The following is a 21,809-nucleotide window of genomic DNA, read 5'->3' on the forward strand; positions in this document are numbered from 1 at the left end:
TTTTTTTTCAAAAGCTAAATTTTTTAAGTTAGTTCTAAATTCAAGAAATGTGATAAAGTTAAGATTATCTAATATTTACCCTACAATTAACTTTAGTAATCTTTGTCTTACTCTTCTCAAACTTTTTCTTTTCCCTTTAGCAATTCAAGGTCAGGAATATCAAAATTATCTTGAAAAATTCGATACTGCTTTAGAACCATCAGGCTTTGAAATAACCTATTTGACACTTGATAGAAATATCCTTTTAGAAAAGGATGAAATAAGTTTTCATGCAGTAACTGTTGACAATAAATCGAAGCGGATAGTATCTCAGAGCATCAACCTGAATATTGAACTGTTAACTCTGGATGGAGAAATCGTCGATTCCGGAATTTTTCGTTTGGTAAATGGTATCGCTCATGGCACTTTCCCTATCTCATTGACACCGGGAAGATATATTCTGATGGCATATACCGAACAAACCCGGGATTTGCGGAAAGCATTTTTCAAAGGCCTTGCGGTAGTCGACGAATCTGGAAACCTAGAGCCAAGCAAGCCTGGTATAAGTCTACAAGTTTTCCCGGAAGGAGGCCAATTGGTCAATGACCTGAAGAACACACTTGTGATTGTGGCCAATGAAACAAATGGAAACAGCTTAGAAATCAGCGGGAGAATCACCGATGATAAAGGTATGGATGTTGGCTACTTCCGAACAGACACCTTTGGATTGGCAAAAATTCCTTTTGTGCCGAAAAAGGGAATATCCTATCAGTTGGTGCCTGAGTCAATCGAAACCAGCGCTATTCCACTTCCAAAACCTCAGGCTTTTGGGACAACTTTACATTTATTGAATCTATATAAAAGTGAAAAAGTGATTTTTGAAATAACCTCTACATCACTGACAGAAAACGACAGCCTTATTGTTTCGGTATTCAGTGAAAAGTCCCTAAAGGTTTTTGATACCCATCATTTCCCCGGAAATAAACTGACAGTTTCTATTCCATACGAACTTTTGGACCAAGGTATTCATCAACTTGAAGTAATAGATTTGAATCACAATTTGATCGCCAAGAGAAAATTTTACGTGAAACCCACATTAAAACCAATAGACCTAAAACTCACCTCAGACCAGGATTTTCTAGACCTTAAAATCAATGAAAAAGAGCCAAAAAGTAACATTCCCTATGGTGTGGTGAGTTTGACTGCTCAAGGTATCAGCAATACTAACCTCGGTTTAGAAAAGCACCTTTTTATCAGGTCAATATTAAATAAAGACATTACCATCCTTGACCAGTCTCCGAACCTTCATTCGGATGAAGAACTTGAATCCTTGGATAGGATCATGATTACACTTGACAGTACAATTTTGGATCACAATTACGCTGAATTTCAGCCAAAATCTATTCTAAAACCCGGTTTGAGCTACAGTATCAAATTTTCCGATCAAAAATCCGGTGATCCCATTGCCAACACTCCAATTTCTTACTACAGCAATGTTTTACCTTTTTATCTAGAGGATGGAGTTACTGACGAAAATGGAATAGTCCATCTACAGGGCTTAGACTTTTTTGACAGTGCTGATTTTATCTTTCAAAAATTGGAGAGAAAATACAAAGAATTTGAAATTGAGCTTATTTCAGAAAATCTGCAAAGAAGGAATGAAGTATTGCCAGAATGGATTTACTTCCCAGGTCAAAAAGAAAAAACTACCGAAATTTTAACTCAAGCAGTAAAATCTAATCTTGCCAAAAATCAAAATGTGGATTATGAACTGGAGGAATTCACCATTACGATCGACAAACAAGATTATGATGACAGGTATAAGATGCGCCGTATTTTCGGGAAAGGGAAAATCAAAATTGTTGACCCCAAACAAGAAAACCCCTCGCATCCCTTAATCCTGGTTCAGAATATGGGGGTAACGGTAATACCTAACGGTACAGGTGGATATAGGGCTTTGGTTGCCGGGAGGAGTCCCTCAATTTATTGGGATGGTGTCCGCCTTAATCCTGCAACCTTGATTGATAATTATACCTCGAAACAGGTGGAAGAAGTAGAGGTGCTTAGGGCTGGTGCCATTTTGTTTTACAGCAGGCCATTCTATGAACCTTTGGAAGAAGGTAAAAAGAAACTGACCTTGCATGGTTTTCAAAACAATCCAGACATTTCAGCTGCTGCCATGGGAGATTTCAATAAATTTTTTCCGGTCAGTCCGGAAGAAAAAAACACTGTGAGCTTTAACTTCCCTAAACCCAACAATGGTCAGCTTGAATACTCTGGTATTGACAGTGATGGAAATATTATTTTTTGGAAGTCCGAAATAGATTGATTGTTTTAAGGGAAAGCTAAGGATCACTTTAATAATTCACTTTAGGCATTTGTCCCTTTTCCATGTATTTTTAACTTTTCCTTTTAAATCAATACCCAAATGAAAAATCCGCTTTTATCTTTTATCCTCTTCTTGGCATTTGGCCTAATGGTCCAAGCCCAAACCATACAATCTCCCAATGGCAACCTTTCGCTGACTTTTGAAATCGTAGAAGGCAAAGCTATTTACAGCCTTGATTACAAAGATAAGGCTGTTATCAAACCCAGTAGCCTTGGATTTGAAATCAAAAATCAAGAGAAGCTCGATGGAGACTTTACCATTGTTGCCTCTGAACAAGACCAAAAAGATGAAACTTGGAGCACCGTATGGGGAGAAGAGACCGAAATCCGTAACCACTACAATGAACTCCTGGTCACCTTACAACAAAACTCCACCGAAAGACAATTGAAAGTAAGGTTCCGCCTTTTTGATGATGGTTTGGGTTTCAGGTATGAATTTCCTCTCCAAGAGAAAATGGCTCATTTTGTCATCAAAGAAGAGCTGACTCAATTTGCCATGGCTGGTGATCATACAGCTTTTTGGATACCGGGAGATTACGAAACCCAAGAATACGATTATACAGAATCCAAATTGTCAGAAATCAGGGGCTTAATGGAAAAAGCCATCACAGGTAACCTTTCACAAGAACCATTTTCTGTAACAGGGGTACAGACATCCCTGATGCTCAAAACTGATGATGGTTTGTACATCAATCTTCACGAGGCGGCCTTGATTGATTATGCGACCATGCACCTCAACCTTGATGATGAAAATTTCACCTTTCAATCCTGGCTCAATCCAGATGCTATTGGTGACAAAGGTTATTTGCAGGCACCTTCCACCTCGCCATGGAGGACTATCATTGTATCTGATGACGCTAGGGATATTTTGGCTTCAAGGATTACCTACAACCTCAACGAACCCTCTAAAATTGAAGATACTTCTTGGATCAAACCCATGAAATATATTGGTGTGTGGTGGGAAATGATCACTGGAAAAAGCTCTTGGGCTTATACAGATGAATTGCCTGCCGTTCAATTGGGCAAAACTGATTATAGCGAAGTCAAGCCCAACGGTATCCACGGTGCCAATACGGAAAATGTGAAGCGATACATTGATTTTGCTGCCGAACATGGATTTCGAGGAGTTTTGGTAGAAGGCTGGAATATAGGATGGGAAGACTGGTTTGGAAACTCCAAGGATTATGTATTTGATTTTGTCACCCCTTATCCGGATTTCGATCTAGAGGGAATCCGAGACTATGCCAAAAGCAAAGGTGTAGAAATGGTCATGCACCATGAGACTTCTTCCTCGGTAAGAAATTACGAAAGACACATGGACAAGGCCTATCAGTTTATGAAAGACCATGGTTACAATTCCGTCAAGTCGGGCTATGTAGGCGACATCCTTCCCCGGGGAGAAAACCACTACAGCCAATGGATAGTCAATCATTACCAATATGCTGTAGAAAAAGCAGCAGAGTATAAAATCATGGTCAATGCCCATGAGGCGGTCCGTCCAACAGGTGTCGCCCGAACTTGGCCAAACTTAATCGCCAATGAATCTGCCAGAGGTACAGAATTCCAAGCATTTGGAGGAAACAAACCCAATCATGTGACTGTGCTACCCTTCACCAGACTTATTGGAGGACCGATGGATTATACTCCGGGTGTTTTTGAAATGGACATCAGTAAAATCAATCCGGACAATAATTCATGGGTGAACAGCACCCTTACCAATCAACTCGCATTGTATGTCACCATGTACAGCCCGCTACAAATGGCTGCTGACCTACCTGAAAATTACGAGCGTTTTTTGGATGCATTCCAGTTTATCAAAGATGTGCCGGTAGATTGGGAAAAAAGTCTGTACCTAGAAGCCGAACCGGGATACTATTTAACGGTTGCTAGGAAAGAGAAAGGCAGTAATAACTGGTTTGTGGGAAGTGTCAACGGTGTCGCAGCAAGAACTTCAGAAATCAACTTTGACTTTCTTGACCCTGACAAAACCTATATCGCCACCATCTATGCAGATGGTAAGAATGCACATTACCGCAACAATCCTCAGGATTATACCATCCGAAAAGTACTGGTCAACCCCAAGTCCAAACTGAAACAAAACAAGGCCTCAGCGGGTGGCTATGCCATCAGTATCATGGAGGCAAGTAAAGAGGAAACAAAAGGAATAAAAAAGCTTTAAAATAGATGAAAACATCACTGACCTACATTTTCGCAATCCTATTTGGGTTATCATTTTCCTGTTCAGAAAAAATTACCGAACTGGAAACAACTCAATCAGAGTTCAATGAGCCCTTTCGCCCCCAATACCATTTCACTCCTCCCAGCAACTGGATGAATGACCCAAATGGTATGGTATACTGGGAAGGAGAATACCACCTTTTTTACCAATATCATCCTGACGGGAATACCTGGGGACCAATGCATTGGGGCCATGCCATTTCAGAAGACTTGGTCCATTGGGAGCACCAACCTATTGCCTTATTTCCAGACGAACATGGGACCATTTTCTCAGGTTCGGCAGTAGCGGATGTCGACAACACTTCTGGTTTGGGGACCACTGAAAATCCACCATTGGTAGCCATTTTCACCTACCATGATGCAGAAGGAGAAAAAGCTGGAAGGGACGATTTTCAGACTCAAGGAATAGCTTTCAGTACAGATAAAGGCAGGACTTGGTCCAAATACGAAGGCAATCCGGTTCTGGAAAGCCCTGGCATCAAAGATTTCAGAGACCCGAAAGTAGCTTGGATCGATGGTCAATGGATCATGTCCCTGGCTGTAAAGGACAGGATCAGCTTCTACTCTTCAGACAACCTGATTGACTGGAAACACGAAAGTGATTTCGCACCGGACTGGGCAGCTTATGGAGGTGTCTGGGAATGCCCTGACTTGTTTCCGCTTAAGACTCCAGAAGGCGAAGAAAAATGGATACTATTTGTAAGCATCAATCCGGGAGGACCGCAGGGCGGCTCGGCTACACAGTATTTTATCGGCGACTTTGATGGCAAAAACTTTACTACCGAAACCACCGAGGTCAAATGGCTGGATTGGGGTGCAGACAATTATGCCGGTGTTACCTGGTCAAATGTGCCAGAATCTGATGGAAGACGCTTGTTTATCGGTTGGATGAGTAATTGGCAATATGCCCAAGAGGTGCCTACAGAGGTTTGGCGTTCGGCCATGACAATTCCGAGAAGCTTAGATTTGTTCAGAGATGGAGAAGGTTATTCTGTGGCGTCCAAACCAGTCAAAGAACTTGGTAAACTCAGGTCAGAAACACAGAGCATTTCAGGTCAAGAAGCCTCTTTAAACCATGAATTGGTAGAATTGGAATTTGCTGTCACAGATGAGGATTTCAGGATTGAGTTTCAAAATGAGGAGAATGAAAGGCTGATTTTGGAGAAAACAGGTGAGTTCGTTGTATTGGACAGAGGTTTGTCAGGTATCACAAGTTTCAACGCTGATTTCACCAATACCCAGACTGCACCATTGGGAAACATTCAGGTGAAAAACCTGCGAGTATTCCTAGACAGGTCCTCTGTTGAGGTTTTTATCAATGACGGTGAATTGGCACTTACAGCTTTGATTTTCCCCAATAGTCCTTACAGCAAGATTCAAATGCAGGGTTTGGGAAGTGGAAAAGCGCATTACTTGAAGAGTATTTGGTAAATGAAGGGTAAATATTTCACGCAGCGGTCGCAGCGAACCCGCCGCAATCGCCGCGTGAACCAAATGCCAATAAACCTAAGTGAAAGCGGGACAAACCTTGTTTTAATTCTTTAAATCGTTCGTCACTACGTGACTTTGGACCTTTACTATTTCTTAAAGTCATTGGATTGAAATCCATGGTTATTATATCGACCGCTCCTATGGAGCTGGTTAGAAAATTCTGTTAAAGTGCAAATTTGCATTTAATCAGTAATACTGAAAAAATCATAAAAGTACTCCATAATCTTGACCAAATTCATTAAACTTGAATTTGGTCATTTTATTTCCAGTAAACATTCCCCAATTCTTCCCTAAGCACAATTTGAATTCAAACTCAATATCTATCTAATATCCAATATCAATGAATATCGACCACGTCTGTTTCAGGAGTTTTGAGATTGTTTACTAAATTTCAGGATTCTAATTATTCTTTCTTCCCCTACCTATGAACAAAAACTACGTTTTATTCCTCTCCATCACCGCCGCTTTGGGTGGTTTTCTATTTGGATTTGATACCGCTGTCATCTCTGGTGCGGAAAGAGATATCCAACAACTTTGGAATTTAAGTGATTGGACACATGGACTTGCAGTCGCCATGGCCTTATACGGTACCGTTATCGGGGCATTGTTTGGGGGAATCCCTGCCGATAAATTTGGCAGAAAAGCTTCCTTGGTTTGGATTGGCGTTTTCTACTTGGTATCCGCATTGGGTTCTGCCTTGGCCAATGACGTCAACACCTTTATGATTTTCAGGTTTATAGGAGGTCTTGGAGTAGGCGCTTCATCTGTTGTGGCCCCCATGTACATTTCCGAAATCGCTCCGGCCAAAAGAAGGGGACAGTTAGTCGCCCTTTACCAATTCAATATCGTCTTTGGTATTTTGGTTGCCTATTTTTCCAACTACCTGATCGGTACAGCCAACTTGGCAGAGGCATGGAGATGGATGTTGGGTGTAGAGGCGATCCCTGCCTTGATTTATAGTATTCTCATTATTAAAGTACCAAAGAGTCCACGCTGGCTGATTGCCAAACGACAGGATTATGAAGCTGCCAGAGAAATCCTCACCAAAACAGACCCGGAAGGGGTAGATGAAGCCATTGATCTCGCAATTGAAGAAAGCAAAGAGATCAAGGGCAATGTAGTCTGGACGGCCTTATTTCATCCGAGATTTAGAAAAGTCACCTTTTTCGCTTTTCTGATCGCCTTTTTCAACCAAATGTCGGGAATCAATGCCATCATCTATTTTGCGCCGAGGATATTCGAAGCAGCGGGTATCGCTACAGAAGACGCCTTGTTTTCTACCATAGGTATTGGCGTTATCAATATCGTTTTTACCATGTCCGGTTTATATTTGATAGACAAATTGGGCAGAAAGGTTTTGATGTATATCGGATCTATCGGCTATATCATTTCCCTTTCGCTGATGGCTTATAGCTATTTTGGCGGTGCAGTCAGCAATACACTGTTGCCATATTTTGTGTTTGTCTTTATTGCCTCGCATGCCATAGGCCAAGGCTCAGTCATTTGGGTGTTTATTTCAGAAATTTTCCCCAACGAACTTCGTGCTTTTGGTCAATCCTTGGGTTCTTTCACCCATTGGATATTCGCTGCCTTGATCGCCAATTTGTTTCCCTTCTTTGCCAACAGTTTTGGTGCAGGAAATATCTTCGCCTTCTTTGCGCTGATGATGGTTTTGCAATTGCTATGGGTAGCATTCAAGATGCCGGAAACCAAAGGAAAATCCTTGGAAGAAATTCAAAAAGAACTACAGAAAGAACATGTCTAAGAAAGTCGTATGTTTTGGAGAAATGCTCTGGGATTGTTTCCCAGACCATGAAATACCAGGAGGAGCACCTATGAATGTGGCCTTGCACCTTATGCAACTGGGTTTGGATGTCAACATGATTTCCCGATTGGGGAAGGATACATATGGAGATAAGTTATTGGACTTTGTAAAAGGATATGGGCTCAATACCAGTGAAATCCAATTGGATGAAACCCATCCTACCGGTACGGTGACTGTGGACAATAAAGATCCTGAAAATATCAAGTACACCATCAATTCCCCCGCGGCATGGGATTATGTGGCCTTGACGGATTCCAATTCTTTGACAGTCAATCAAGCGGATGCGTTTATTTTTGGGAGTTTGGGGGTACGGAATCAAGCGAGTTGGGACACCCTCTACCACCTGATCCATAGTCCTGTACTTAAGATCTTTGACATCAACTTAAGAGCCCCCTATTTTGATTTTGAGCAAATTGAGATCATCCTTGGCTATACCGATATCCTAAAAATCAACGAAGACGAATTGCTGCTTGTGGCGGATTATTTCCATATGGCTTTGCCAGAGGACCGCTCGGATATGATTATGATTGCCGAGGCGGTAAGCAGCTACCTCTCCTTGCATTTCCCCATTCAGATGGTCTGCGTCACTTTGGGAAGTAAGGGAGCCATGATTTATAAAAATGGCAAAATTTTCAAACATCCAGGCTACAAAGTACAGGTAGAGGACACTGTAGGAGCCGGAGATGCCTTTCTCAGCGGATTTGTCAAGTCATACTTGGATGGCAAAAACAACCAGGAAATCCTGGACTTTGCCTGTGCCCTTGGTGCTTTTGTAGCTACCAAAAAAGGAGGTACGCCAAAGTATGATGTGGAGGAGGTAGGAAAAGTAATGAAAGGCTTGGCTTAGGGAGAAAAAAAATATGTTGAATTTAAAGTTTGCTGAAATGCTGTTTAACTGATAAAACGGATTATTTTTATACATATCCAAAACTACATCTGTATTCAATGGCAATTTTACCGATTTCATCTATTCTATGAAATTGCATCTGCCACGGACAAGCTATTCTTAGAATGAGATCAAAGGTGTCGTGCACATCCATTTAACTTTTTAAAAAAAACTGTTCAATTGCCTAGAAATTATAGTCCCTAATTTTATCAATACATTGTTTACTGCTTGGTTTTTTGCAAAAAACCAAGCAGTATTTTCCACCGATCTCACTGATTATCAACTCATATTTTTGTTATTCAATGATTTATTTATTATATTTTTGAATTAATTAATTTAATGTTGATTCTAAAATACGTTAAATGTTATTCCGAGGCATACCAGTAGGTTTTATAGGATTATTAATATTAATAGTTGTATATAGTTGCACAAGTGAAGAAGCTATCTTAGCTCCTGAAGACCGTGGGGGCATAGTGGAGATTTTAGAGAGGGGAAGCCTAAACAAAGATGAAGTTGTATCTAGAATGAATGAACTGGATGGAAGCACACTTGCAAAATACGATGTTGACTTTTTCGCACTAACCTACAGAACTCAATATATGGGAAAACCAATCGATAGCAGAGGTTTGATCATTGTGCCTAAAGGAGTCGAAATTGCAAATCTATTAATGTATACACATGGTACCGAATTGCCTTCTGAAATTTTGGGAGCCAATGATATTTCTCCCTCCAATTATAAAGGAGAAATTGATAAAAACAGGGATGTAAGAAATATGGGTCTTGGATGGGCTTCTGCCGGTTTCGTGGTTTTTATGCCAGACTATATTGGTTATGGAATCACCATTGGGACCGATCACCCTTACATGTATATGGAAGAAATGTTTGTTTCCAATATGGACGGGCTGTTAGCTGCGAAAGAGTTTATTTTGAACAAAACAGATATGATTTACGACAATAGGCTCTTTCTTGCCGGCTGGTCTCAAGGCGGGGCAGCAAGTTTATCAACACATAGGTTTGTTCAAGAGCAATACCCTGCAGAGTTTAATGTTTTGGGAAGCTCTCATTTGGCGGGGCCCCATAATTTTGAACGATTTCATAATGACAAGATGGGCAGAGCTGGGGAGGAAGTTTTGATCATGCCCATTTTCTCTTGGGCTGTTTACTCTATCAATAAATTTTCGGAACTAAAACGGCCTACTGATCAACTTTACAATTACCCTGTATTTGATCAGATGTCCTCCATTCTCACTCCTTCTTCAGATCCTGCCCTGGTTTTTAAGTCACATTTTAGAACCAATGTCTTAAACGGAAATGATTCCGCTTACCAAACCGTTTTGAGGCGAAATTCCAATCATGAAGGCTGGAGACCTGTTGGCAAAGTAATTTTGCACCATGGAGATGATGATCAAATTGTTCCTTACTATAATTCCGAAGATGCTAGAAATGGTATCCTAGAGGCTGGTGGAGAAGTAGAATTTTATACTTATCCGGGTGGAGGACATACTTCAGAGTTAGGAAATTTCATCCTTAATACCACAAACGAATTCAACTTGCTAAAATAATTATTGCACAGTGCACACGGAACACAAAAACATGCTTTGATAGCTCCATTAAAGCATATTTAAGTTTCTTACAAAATCCATAGCAAGACATTCTCATAAAATATTAAAAACATGAAAAAACTTTTAATATTATCCTTTTTCGCCATAATACCAGCTCTTTCTATGGCACAGTACAACATGCGGCCAAGTGCATACTTTCAGGACATGCTCTTATACAACCCTGCATCTCTTCCTGAAATGGGAGATGATAGTCAAAGGCTTTTGCTTTATAGCCGGACTAAATTCATTCCTGAAAATGAAGGTATTTGGGAAAAAAGCCCAACATTTTATGCCGATTACCTCAGCATGAATGATACAAAGAACTCATACTTCACCATAGGGTATATGAACGACAAATACTCGTTTTTCAGCCGGAATTCTTTACATGGAGGATATGGGAGAATTATTAAGCTTGGGGAAAATAGCAACTTGACATTAGGTGGTAGATTTACCTTGCATTCGGATTTAATTAATTGGTCAAATTACCAATTACCAAATAATGAAACAGGACGTTCATTTCGACTTTCGCCTGACATTGATGTAGGAGCTCAATTTCAATTGAAGGCATTTAAACTTGGTGCATCCGTTAGGAATACAATTGGTATTTCCCAAGAAATAGATGAAGAAGGAATAATCACCACGCAGCGAGCTTTTGTGGTGAATACATCTTATGATTTTACAATCAATGAAAAGTTTGTGGTGGCTCCATATGTTCTACTGTATACTGAACTGAAGACAGAAATAGATGCTGGACTTTTTCTAAGTTTTGAAAGAAAAGTAAATTTCTCATACTTACTCAGGGTAAATGAATTGAGGAGTATTTTAACCTTGGAAGGAAGACTTTACCGTGGTTTATCAATTGGTGCAGCCTATGACCAATCTCCACTTCTTCCCAGCAACAACTTAGATATTTTCTTTAGATATTTTCTCTAATCAAAATTTCATAAGCAAATTAATATAAGCCCTTATAGCAAATGGAGCAGATAAAATAATAGACAGTTAAAAAGTAAGGAGAGCCACAAAATCTTTTTAGTTGACCACAAGGAACAGTTCACGATTATAAATTCAGGAAAAAATTTAGTATATTCTCTGTTTACCCTTCATCAATTTTCTCTAATTGATTTAAACTTATTAGGTCAAATGATGTTGGGTATCTGTTAAACCATAAAACGAGATACATAATGAAAACTTTAAAAATTTTATCCCTTGCCCTTGCATGTAGCGCAACATTGTTGGCCATGAGCTGCAATACCAAAACAACTGAAACAGAAACAGAAACTGAGGTATTGGACAAGGTAGTAGTAGAGGAAACTGCACCAACGGTTGTTGAAATCGCAGGAGGTTCCCCAGATCACACTACACTAGTAGCAGCTGTATCGGCAGCTGATCTTATTGAGACATTGAATGGAGACGGTCCATTCACTGTATTCGCGCCTACAAACGAAGCTTTTGCTGCCTTGCCAGAGGGTACTGTTGATAGTTTGTTAGAACCGGAAAACAAAGATCAATTGACTTCTGTACTGACCTACCATGTAGTGTCAGGGAATATAATGGCGGCTGATTTATCTGATGGTCAAGTAGTCACCACGCTTCAGGGTCAAGAACTTACTGTATCCATTAAGGATGGTAAAGTCTATATCAATGATGCTGTTGTGACAGGTGCTGATATTGAAGGAAGCAATGGTGTAGTACACATTATAGATGCTGTGTTGTTGCCAAAATAAGATTTCCCTTCTTTTTAAAATTCTTAAAAGCCTGCTCGAAAGCAGGCTTTTTTTATTGCATAGCAAAACTTCTACAAACCTAGAATCATATCCATAGTTTTTAAATAGCCTGACCATAAATTCTTAAAATACAATTTTTAAAAATAAAGAAATAAACACTTGAATAATTGAACTATATTCACCCTTCATGCCAAGTGAACCCCATTGCCTATAAAGACATAAGCACCTCCACCTAAGTGATTTGACAATGAAAAATAGTTGTTTTAAAGTAGCTTTTGCCCTAATGCTTGTGGCAATCATACCCATGCTACAGGGCTGTGATCCTAAACCGGAAATTGATGATGACGCTGTGACTCTCTCAGCTGCTGAAATGGAACTCTACACCCTCCTCATGAGCTACAGGGCTGAATTTGGCTTGAGTGACATTCCCTTATCATCGTCGTTAAGTCTCGTCGCTCAAATGCATGCTCATGATTTACATGAAAATAATCCCATGACCGACTCCTGCAATAGCCACAGTTGGTCGGAATTTGGGGACTGGACCCCCTGCTGCTATACCGCTGACCACGCCCAAGCTGCGTGCATGTGGAACAAACCAAGAGAACTCACCGATTATACTGGTAATGGCTTTGAAATCGCTTCTTACAGCACTGTAAATATCAATCCACCGGGCGCATTGAGTAGCTGGAAAAACAGCCCCGGTCATGATGCCGTGATCCGCAATGCTGGTCCGTGGTCCACTCAGTGGAAAGCTATAGGAATCGGCATAAAAGGCCGGTATGCGACAGTTTGGTTTGGCCGAGAGGAAGATCTGGCCGGACCTCCAAGGTAATTCATCTTTGAAAAGAAAAAAGCCTGTAATTCATAAAAGAATCACAGGCTTTTTATTTGAAATAAATCAGCTTACACGACTTTTTCTAAGGCTTTATGCCAATTGCCATACACCTCTTTATATGCTTCAATTTTAGAAGTTTCTGGCTCAAAGGAGGCAAGTTTTTCCAAACCTGAAAATGCTTCGTCGGCATTGGCATAGATACCGGCACCAATTCCTGCACCTCTCGCAGCTCCCTGCGCACCATCAGTATCATACAATTCCAAGACTATCTCATTCATATTGACAAATGCCTCTCTGAATAGTGGACTCAAAAACATATTGGCTTTTCCCGCCTTCACTGTGTTCAGGTTAAGCCCCATATCCTTCATGATGTCAAAACCATACTTCAAAGAAGACACTATCCCTTCCTGCACCGCGCGCAGTACGTGTCTACGGTCATGTTGCAACAAGTTCAGTCCCATCATATGCGCTCCCACAGCTTTGTTTTGCATGATACGCTCTACCCCATTTCCAAATGGAATAAAAGAAAGGCCTTCAGCTCCGATTTTGGTTTCTGCCGCCAAGTCATTCATCTGAGGATAAGAAACTGCCTCCCCTCCAAGCAATCTTTTTACCCAAGAATTCAATATTCCCGTACCATTGATGCACAGCAAAACCCCATAATGTGGATCATTTTGAGAATGATTGACATGGACAAAAGTGTTGACCCTCGATTGTGGATCGTATACTGGCTTGGTACTGACTCCATACACCGTTCCCGAAGTACCCGCAGTGGTTGCCAACTCACCTTCCTTCAAGACATTGAGGGAAAAAGCATTGTTGGGCTGATCTCCTGCCCTATATGTAATCGGAATACCCGCTTCAATCCCCAAAACCGAGGCCGCCTCTGGAGTAACTTTTCCTTGTTCAGAGAAAGAAGGTACCACATCAGCAATCAAGCCCTTATCAATACCATAATTTCCTAGGAGTTTTTCGGAGAGGCCATTCTCTTTGAAATCCCAAAAAATACCTTCTGAGAGTCCTGTTTCTGACGTCTTGATCTCACCACTCAGCTTCATGGCAACGTAATCACCAGGAAGCATGATTTTATGGATTTTGGCATATAGATCGGGTTCATTTTCCTTGACCCACTTCAATTTGGAAGCTGTAAAATTCCCCGGGGAGTTCAAGAGGTTTGGAAGACAATATTCTTCCCCCAATTCTTTGAAGGCCTTATTACCTATTCCCACAGCCCTACTATCGCACCAGATGATAGCAGGTCTGATGACTTCCTTATTTTTATCTACACAGACAAGGCCATGCATCTGATAGGAAATCCCTATCGCTTTAAGTTCTCCTTTTTTGACATCAGCACCTGCAACAATGGCTTTGGTGGTGTCTACAATATATTTCCACCACATATCAGGATCCTGTTCAGCCCAGTCCTTTTGTGGAGCATTGATTGGCATTTCTACTTTAGGGAGGCCTTCTGAGGCTACTACTTTCCCTGTATCTGCATCCAATAGGGTAGCTTTTACTGACGAACTACCAATGTCATATCCAATTAAGAGTCTTCTCATTTTACCAGAAAATTATATATAATGCAGACGTGATGCCTACAATCAAAAACGCACCGATTTTGAAAGCAGCGCTGGTTTTAAACAGCTCACTATTGATTTCGATGCTATTTGGATGGTCTTTTCCTTTTCCTTCATAAAGGCTGATCAGGATCATCAAGGCCGCAATAACCAAGAATACAATACCCATTCTGTCTAGGAAAGGCAATCCAGGCACCAACCATTTCAATACTACTGAAAGTGGAATACTGATCGCAGCACCCGTTAAGGCTGCATTGGAAGTGGTTTTTTTCCAGAACACACCAAAGAAGAAAATCGCAAAAACTCCCGGGCTAATGAAGCCTGTATATTCCTGAATAAACTGAAATGCCTGATCCAATTGTCCCAAAGCCGGGGCAACTATGGCTGCAATCACAAAAGCTACAACAGCGGTGATCCTGCCTACGGTTACTTGTTTGGTCTCAGAAGCATCTTGACCTATATATTTTTTGTAAATATCCATGGTAAAAATAGTCGAGGTACTGTTGGCCATTGACGCAAGTGAGGAAACAATGGCGGCTGTCAAGGCTGCAAAAGCCAAACCTTTGAGACCGACAGGCAGCAACTGAAGCAAGGTAGGATAAGCCCTATCTGATTTGATAATACCGGTAACAGGATCTTGCATAGACTGTATAAAACCTGTATCAATGCCATTTTTGACGATTACCAAGGCAGCAATTCCAGGAATCACCACGATCAATGGCATCAACAACTTCAGGAAACCTGCGAAAATCATCCCTTTCTGGGCTTCGTCCAAACTCTTGGCTGCCAATGCCCTTTGGGTAATGTATTGGTTAAATCCCCAGTAGCTAAGGTTGGTAATCCACATACCGCCTACCAGTACTGATATACCAGGAAGATCTTGATAGGCATCGTAAGTACCCCCTTTTCCATCAGGAATCATCATTTCTCCACGCTCCAATATCATGGAGAAGTGTCCGGGCACCTCTTGTCTCAACAATCCGAGACCTTCCCAGGCACTGCCCTCACCTACCATCTGTAGGGCAATATAGGTAGTTGCAAGACCACCCAAAACCAAGAAAAACACTTGTACTACATCCGTCCAGGCTACAGCCTTCAAGCCTCCATATATGGAATAAATCATTGCAAAAACCGCCAATCCAGCGATACCATACCCCAATGGGATATCCAATATGGTATTCAAACTCAAAGCTCCCAGATACAATACTGAGGTAAGGTTGACGAATACATAGAGCAATAGCCAGAAAATAGCCATGGTAGTTCTTACCCTGGCATCATACCTATCCAGAAGGAAACCGGGCATGGTGTATATCCCTTTTTTGATATAAACCGGCAAAAAGAAAATAGCCACAACCAATAAGGTAATCGCAGCCATCCATTCATAGGTAGAAATTGCCAGACCAAGTGCAAAACCTGATCCTGACATGCCGATAAATTGCTCGGCAGATATGTTTGATGCAATCAAACTGGCCCCAACGGCCCACCAAGGCAGGGCTTTTGATGCAAGAAAGTAATCCTGTGAATTTTTGACATGGCCTTTTTTTTCTCTGGAAACAAAAAGCCCCATGCCCACTATCAGGCAACAATACCCGATAAAAACAATGAGGTCTAAAGGTTCTAATAACATAGGTTTGGATTATTGTGTATGGTTTGAGATAGGAATGAATTTGGTTCGAAAGAATCTCTTTTCGAACAGAATTATTTTCAAATATAATGTTTTGGTAGAATTGACTAAGTTTTTTTACACATTAATACATAAGTGTGGAACCTAATACTTTCATTGAATCATAATGAAATGCAAAATGTCACAACTAGCTAAACAATTAATCTTGAATATGAAACCAGATTTATAATTCTAAAGTACCAAGAACTTTCCTGGAAAGGGGGACTTGATCAAAAAAATCAAAGAATAAATATGATAGTTTAGCACATCTATTTTATTTCATGAACTTTAGTCTTATTTTACAGTTATACTTAAAATTTAACCGATTTTTTTTAATTAAAAGCATTTGACTTACAATTTAGTGATGCGAGTAAAAAAATAACTCGGCGCATAAGCGCCATTAAATTCATAGCTATGTGACAAAAGGAACTTGTGGAAAAAAATAGCGATATAACAGAACAAAGCCTGAGAGAAAATTTCCTCAGAAGTATCGATCTCCTCAGTGAGAAGAAAGATAAAGATTTTACAGAAATATTAAATATTGCGGCTGCCCTTAGCCAATGCGGCACAGCTTATATTTCTGTCATTTGTGGGGAATCATCAGTCCTCAAAGCTTCCCTGGGTACAAAAATCCAAAAAATCCCAGTAGAACATTCAATTTGCACATTGGCTGTTCAGGCAAAAGAATTTTTCTATGAAGCTGAATCAATTCGGCAAAACAAAAAATTTTCAAAAAATGCCCTTTTACAGGAAAACCCATCTCTAAACTATTGCTGCTGTATCCCTATTCCAAGCAACAAAGGGATTAATCTCGGTGCCATATCGCTCCTTTTCAAAGAAAATCCCAAGTTCAATGACCAAACAAAAAATGCACTGATACTCCTTGCCCAACAACTTGGGAACACCCTGAATTTGAGGCATGATATTGTGAAAAAAAAGGCAAAAAATGCAATCCTCACATCTGGACTTAAATTCCGAAACTCCATTTTAACATCCATTCCGGATTTGATCTTTATCCAAGATAAAGAAGGTAATTATTTGGAAGTACTGGGAGGTAATGAAGATGATCTCATGTTAAATCCAAGTGAATTTCTAGGACGAAATATCATAGAAATTCAGAACGAAGCTCGAGTGATGTATTTTTTTGATGCTATTGAAAAGATTGCAAATGGCATTGAACCTCAGCCATTGCATTACACTTTAGAAACACAGAAAGGTCTTCAAGAATACGAGATCAGAATCTCCCTTTTCGGAAATGATAAGGTGATTTCTTTGGTTCGGAATATCACCCAAAAAGCTATAGCGGAAAGAGAACTGAGGAAAACCAGAGAACTATTGGAGATTTCATCAAGTCTTGCCCAAATCGGTGCTTGGGGATTTAATTTAATAGACAAAACGATAGAATGGTCAAAAACTACCAAAGCAATCCATGAATTAGAAGAGGATTTTACCCCGACCATAGAGGATGCATTTTCCTTGTATTTCACTAAAAATTCACAGGAGAAAATCAATGAATTGCTCCAATATGCCATTTCTTCGGGCAGACCTTTTGACGATGAATTTGAAATCAATACAGCAAAAGGTAATAAAAAATGGGTGCGGGTATTGGGGCAGGCAGAATATGAAAACAACACCTGCATGAGGATTTATGGGACTTTTCAGGATATTACAGAGAAAAAAGAAGCCCAATTATCCAAAGAGGCAAGTGATATGGAGTACAAAAAACTGTTTGATGTAATGGCTCAAGGCATAGTCTATCAAGCTAAGGAAGGACATATTATCAAAGCCAATAATGCTGCCTCAAAGATATTAGGACTGAGTATGGATGAAATTGTCGGGAGAACTTCCATGGACCCAAGGTGGAGAGCTATACTGGAAGATGGCAGCCCATTTCCGGGAGAGCTCCATCCAGCTATGGTTGCTCTTAAAACTGGAAAACCGGTCAAGAATCAAATTATGGGGGTTTTTCACCCCGGCAAAAACATACCTAAATGGATCATCATTGATTCAGAACCCGAATTTAGAAACAATGAAAAGAAGCCTTTCAGGGTGCTCAATTCTTTTACAGACATCACCGAACTCAAAAAGACAAGGCTTAAAATTGAAGAAAGTCAGGCCAATCTAAAAGCCATCATTGACAGTTCTAGCGAAGGTATATGGGCCGTAGACAAGAAACTTTCATTGAATTTCAGCAATAAAGTATCCAAAGAACAAATCAGAATGATGTATGGCTCAAAGCTAAACGACGGCAAAAACATCATTGACCTCCTTCCTGAAATACAGAAAGCAGTCTGGCAGAAAAGATACGATCAAGCTCTCCAAGGAAAAAGTATCAAATTCACAGAAATGTCTGCAGAAAAAAACTACAATTTTGACATCACCATGAACCCTATCAAGATGAGGGAAAAGGTCCTTGGAGTGGCTGTATTTGCCAATGATATGATGGAAATCAGGAAATACATCAACACAATAGAAGATCAAAACAAAGCCTTGAAAGAAATCGGCTTCATTCAGTCGCATATAGTGCGGGCTCCTGTCGCCAGAATCATGGGTTTGGTGATGCTCCTTGAGGAACCTGATTTTGATGAAATGAACACCTTGGATATCCTTCGTGAAATAGTCAATTCCTGTAAAGAGCTGGACCTTACGATCAGAGAAATCTCAGCCAAGACGTATAACTCATCGAGGAACATGGACATTTGATCAGGATTGATAAAAATCGACTGTGAGCATATGCTATTCCGCCAAAAAGCATTTAAGCTGATCTTTTGAAGAAAACTCAAATCAGTGTCAATCAGTATCAACTCCGTCACAAATCAAGGGTATGTTTTACCATAATTTTTGTATGCCATCGGAAATACAGAAAATCACGACACCTTACATCAATGTTGAGTAATTGATTAAAAAAAAGATTTTTTAGGCCCATCGGCTCGCGCATTCACCCAACCTTGAGTATATTCAGGGATGATTGCTACTAAAATTCCAAATGGGCCTATTCAGGAAAAATGGACCCAATATAAGGCTACCTCCAAACTGATCAATCCTGCTAACAGAAGAAAATATAAAGTCATAGTGGTAGGCACTGGTCTCGCTGGCTCCTCATGTGCGGCAAGTCTTTCTGAGCTGGGTTTTCAGGTAGATGTCTTCACCTTTCATGAGTCCCCTAGAAGGGCGCACAGCGTAGCTGCTCAAGGTGGAATCAATGCAGCCAAAGATTACAAAAATGATGGAGACAGCATTTGGAGAATGTTTTATGACACGGTCAAAGGCGGTGACTTCAGGTCAAGGGAAGCCAACGTATATCGAATGGCGGAGTGTTCGCTGGCCTTGATAGACCAAGCTGTAGCTCAGGGCGTACCATTTGCCAGAGAATACAGTGGCTACCTCAGCAATCGCTCATTTGGTGGTGTGCAGGTAAGCCGGACTTTTTATGCAAGGGGACAGACTGGTCAGCAATTATTGCAAGGAGCATATCAGGCATTGATAAGGCAATCTGCTGTTGGAAACGTTTCCCTCCACACCAGGTACGAAATGATGGATCTCGTGGTAGTGGAAAATAAAGCTAAAGGCATTGTAGCCCGTAACCTAGACACAGGCGAAATCAGTATTCAGGAAGCAGATGCTGTCGTTTTGGCGACAGGAGGATATGGCAAAATCTACTATTTATCCACCTTGGCCATGAACTGCAATGCTTCCGCAATCTGGAGAGCACACAAAAGAGGCGCACATTTCGCAGCACCCAGTTGGACACAATTCCATCCAACTTCTCTCCCTCAAATGGGCGACTATCAATCCAAACTCACGCTGATGTCAGAATCCCTCAGAAACGATGGCAGGATATGGGTACCCAAAAAAGAGCATGATCCGAGAGCTCCAAAAGATATCCCCGAAGAGGAAAGGGATTATTATTTGGAGAGGAAATATCCTTCGTATGGCAACTTAGCGCCAAGAGATATTTCCTCAAGAGCTGCCAAAGAACAAATCGATAGCAATCACGGTGTCGGACCGATGAAAAATGCCGTTTACCTGGACTTCAAAGATGCCATTGCCAGAGACGGAAAAGCCGCGATTGAAAAAAGATACGGCAACCTATTTGACATGTACAAAAAAATCACCGGCATGAATGCATATGAACAACCCATGCTGATTTCTCCAGCAGCTCACTTTTCCATGGGTGGGCTTTGGGTCGATTATGAGTTGATGAGCAATGTCCAAGGATTATTTGTGCTGGGAGAAGCCAATTTTGCAGACCATGGAGCCAATAGACTCGGAGCAAACTCACTACTTCAGGCTTGTGTAGACGGTTATTTTATTTCTACACATACCATTATGAACTATCTGGCAGGTGAAACTCCAAATGTGAAAATTGATCAAGCCATTGTCTCAAATCTGAAAAAGGAAACCGAAAACAGGCTTGCAAAATTACTGGCAATCAAAGGAAACAAAACCGCAGAAGAATTCCATAAGGAATTGGGTATCTTACTCTATACCAAATGTGGACTGATCCGTGAAAAACCAATCTTGCTAGAAGCCAAATCGCAGATTCTTGCTTTGCAAAAAAGTTTCTACAAAGACCTATTGGTACCGGAAGGACAGCAAATCAACTTTGAATTGGAAAAAGCCGCACGTGTAGAAGATTACCTGGAACTGGCACTCTTGATAGTGGAAGATGCCTTGCAGAGGGAAGAATCATGTGGTGCACATTTCAGAAAAGAGTATCAAACCACAGAAGGTGAAGCCAAAAGAAATGACGAAGAATATCAGTATGTATCCGTTTGGGAATCAATAGAAAAGAACGTGTTTAAGTTGCACAAAGAACAATTAGAGTTTGAATATATTAAAGTGAGTGAAAGGAGTTATAAATAATATGAAACTGACATTACAAGTTTGGAGACAGGCAAGTGCCAAAGCGAAGGGGGGATTTGAAAAGTATGCATTGGAAGGACTGGACGAAAACATGTCTGTTCCCGAAATGCTGGATTTTCTAAATGAAAAACTCATCAAAGAAGGTAAGGATCCTGTTGCTTTTGAGTCAGACTGCAGAGAGGGAATTTGTGGTCAGTGTGGCATTGCCATCAACGGTCATGTACAGAGCCCTGAAAAAAGAGCAACTACCTGCCAAACTCACCTAAGGAGTTTCCGTGATGGTGACGAGATTCACTTAGAACCCTTCAGGGCCGCAGCATTTCCTATCAAAAAAGACCTTTGCATAGACCGGACAGCATTGGACAGAATCATTTCCAAGGGTGGTTTTATTGGAGTAAATACAGGCCAAGCTCCGGAGGCCAATAGTATCCTTATAGGTCATGAAACTGCAGAAGCTGCATTTGATGCCGCCGCATGTATAGGCTGCGGTGCTTGTGTGGCTGTCTGCAAAAATGCCAGTGCTGCACTCTTTACCGGTGCAAAAATCAGCCATCTATCGATGTTGCCACAGGGGAAATTGGAAAGTAAAACAAGAGTTCAGCAAATGGTCGCCCAAATGGACGAAGAAGGTTTTGGCTCCTGCACATTTACAGGAGCCTGTGAGAAAGTATGTCCACAGGGGATTTCTGTAGCGCATATCGTGACTATGAATAGAGAATTCTGGAAAAGCTGAAAA

14 protein-coding genes are annotated in these 21,809 nt (G+C 40.8%); 12 read left to right on the forward strand and 2 right to left on the reverse strand.

From position 1 onward, the window contains the following. Nucleotides 1-49 precede the first annotated feature (49 nt). From CLW00_RS09785 to CLW00_RS21250, 9 genes are all read left to right on the forward strand, one after another. Complete coding sequence (locus tag CLW00_RS09785; protein WP_106133503.1) at nt 50-2,308, forward strand: hypothetical protein; 2,259 nt, start codon at nt 50-52, stop codon at nt 2,306-2,308. 99 nt (nt 2,309-2,407) lie between these two features. Continuing rightward, entirely contained in the window at nt 2,408-4,546 is a 2,139-nt protein-coding gene (locus CLW00_RS09790) for a glycoside hydrolase family 97 protein (protein ID WP_106133504.1), read from the forward strand. A 5-nt stretch (nt 4,547-4,551) separates the two neighbouring features. Continuing rightward, nucleotides 4,552-6,036, forward strand: coding sequence for a glycoside hydrolase family 32 protein (locus tag CLW00_RS09795; protein ID WP_106133505.1), 1,485 nt, complete (start codon nt 4,552-4,554; stop codon nt 6,034-6,036). A 484-nt stretch (nt 6,037-6,520) separates the two neighbouring features. Then, nucleotides 6,521-7,861 carry a sugar porter family MFS transporter gene (locus CLW00_RS09800; RefSeq protein ID WP_106133506.1) on the forward strand — a complete coding sequence of 447 codons (1,341 nt, stop codon included), beginning with the start codon at nt 6,521-6,523 and terminating at the stop codon, nt 7,859-7,861. After that, the gene (locus CLW00_RS09805; RefSeq protein WP_106133507.1) at nt 7,854-8,768 is read left to right on the forward strand and encodes a carbohydrate kinase family protein; all 915 of its coding nucleotides are present in this window, start codon (nt 7,854-7,856) and stop codon (nt 8,766-8,768) included. The genes CLW00_RS09800 and CLW00_RS09805 overlap by 8 nt, the downstream gene beginning before the upstream one ends. A gap of 401 nt (nt 8,769-9,169) precedes the next feature. Then, nucleotides 9,170-10,369 (forward strand): alpha/beta hydrolase family protein, encoded by a 1,200-nt coding sequence (locus CLW00_RS09810; RefSeq protein WP_106133508.1) that lies wholly within the window; start codon nt 9,170-9,172, stop codon nt 10,367-10,369. Between the two features lie 111 nt (nt 10,370-10,480). Continuing rightward, nucleotides 10,481-11,341: a type IX secretion system membrane protein PorP/SprF gene (locus CLW00_RS09815; protein WP_106133509.1), complete on the forward strand. Its 861-nt coding sequence runs from the start codon at nt 10,481-10,483 to the stop codon at nt 11,339-11,341. A gap of 248 nt (nt 11,342-11,589) precedes the next feature. Then, a complete protein-coding gene (locus CLW00_RS09820) occupies nt 11,590-12,132 on the forward strand; it encodes a fasciclin domain-containing protein (protein ID WP_106133510.1) in 543 nt (180 codons plus the stop codon). A 493-nt stretch (nt 12,133-12,625) separates the two neighbouring features. After that, entirely contained in the window at nt 12,626-12,964 is a 339-nt protein-coding gene (locus CLW00_RS21250; RefSeq protein WP_146131401.1) for a spore germination YkwD domain-containing protein, read from the forward strand. A 71-nt stretch (nt 12,965-13,035) separates the two neighbouring features. Here CLW00_RS21250 and CLW00_RS09830 read toward each other — a convergent pair whose 3' ends face one another. Both CLW00_RS09830 and CLW00_RS09835 read right to left on the reverse strand, forming a co-directional pair. Then, a complete protein-coding gene (locus CLW00_RS09830; RefSeq protein ID WP_106133512.1) occupies nt 13,036-14,526 on the reverse strand; it encodes a xylulokinase in 1,491 nt (496 codons plus the stop codon). A gap of 1 nt (nt 14,527) precedes the next feature. Further along, nucleotides 14,528-16,171: a sodium/sugar symporter gene (locus CLW00_RS09835; protein ID WP_106133513.1), complete on the reverse strand. Its 1,644-nt coding sequence runs from the start codon at nt 16,169-16,171 to the stop codon at nt 14,528-14,530. Nucleotides 16,172-16,639: 468 nt separating this feature from the next. On the opposite strand from CLW00_RS09835, the gene CLW00_RS09840 reads away from it, so the two are divergent. The 3 genes from CLW00_RS09840 (at nt 16,640) to CLW00_RS09850 (ending at nt 21,806) form a co-directional block, all read left to right on the forward strand. Next, nucleotides 16,640-18,910, forward strand: a complete 2,271-nt coding sequence (locus tag CLW00_RS09840) for a PAS domain S-box protein (RefSeq protein ID WP_106133514.1) — start codon at nt 16,640-16,642, stop codon at nt 18,908-18,910. Nucleotides 18,911-19,171: 261 nt separating this feature from the next. After that, a complete protein-coding gene (locus CLW00_RS09845) occupies nt 19,172-21,073 on the forward strand; it encodes a fumarate reductase/succinate dehydrogenase flavoprotein subunit (RefSeq protein ID WP_106133515.1) in 1,902 nt (633 codons plus the stop codon). 1 nt (nt 21,074) lies between these two features. Then, entirely contained in the window at nt 21,075-21,806 is a 732-nt protein-coding gene (locus CLW00_RS09850; RefSeq protein WP_106133516.1) for a succinate dehydrogenase/fumarate reductase iron-sulfur subunit, read from the forward strand. The last annotated feature ends 3 nt before the right edge of the window (nt 21,807-21,809 follow it).

It is taken from the genome of Mongoliibacter ruber, from assembly GCF_003003005.1.
GTDB classification, from domain to species: domain Bacteria; phylum Bacteroidota; class Bacteroidia; order Cytophagales; family Cyclobacteriaceae; genus Mongoliibacter; species Mongoliibacter ruber.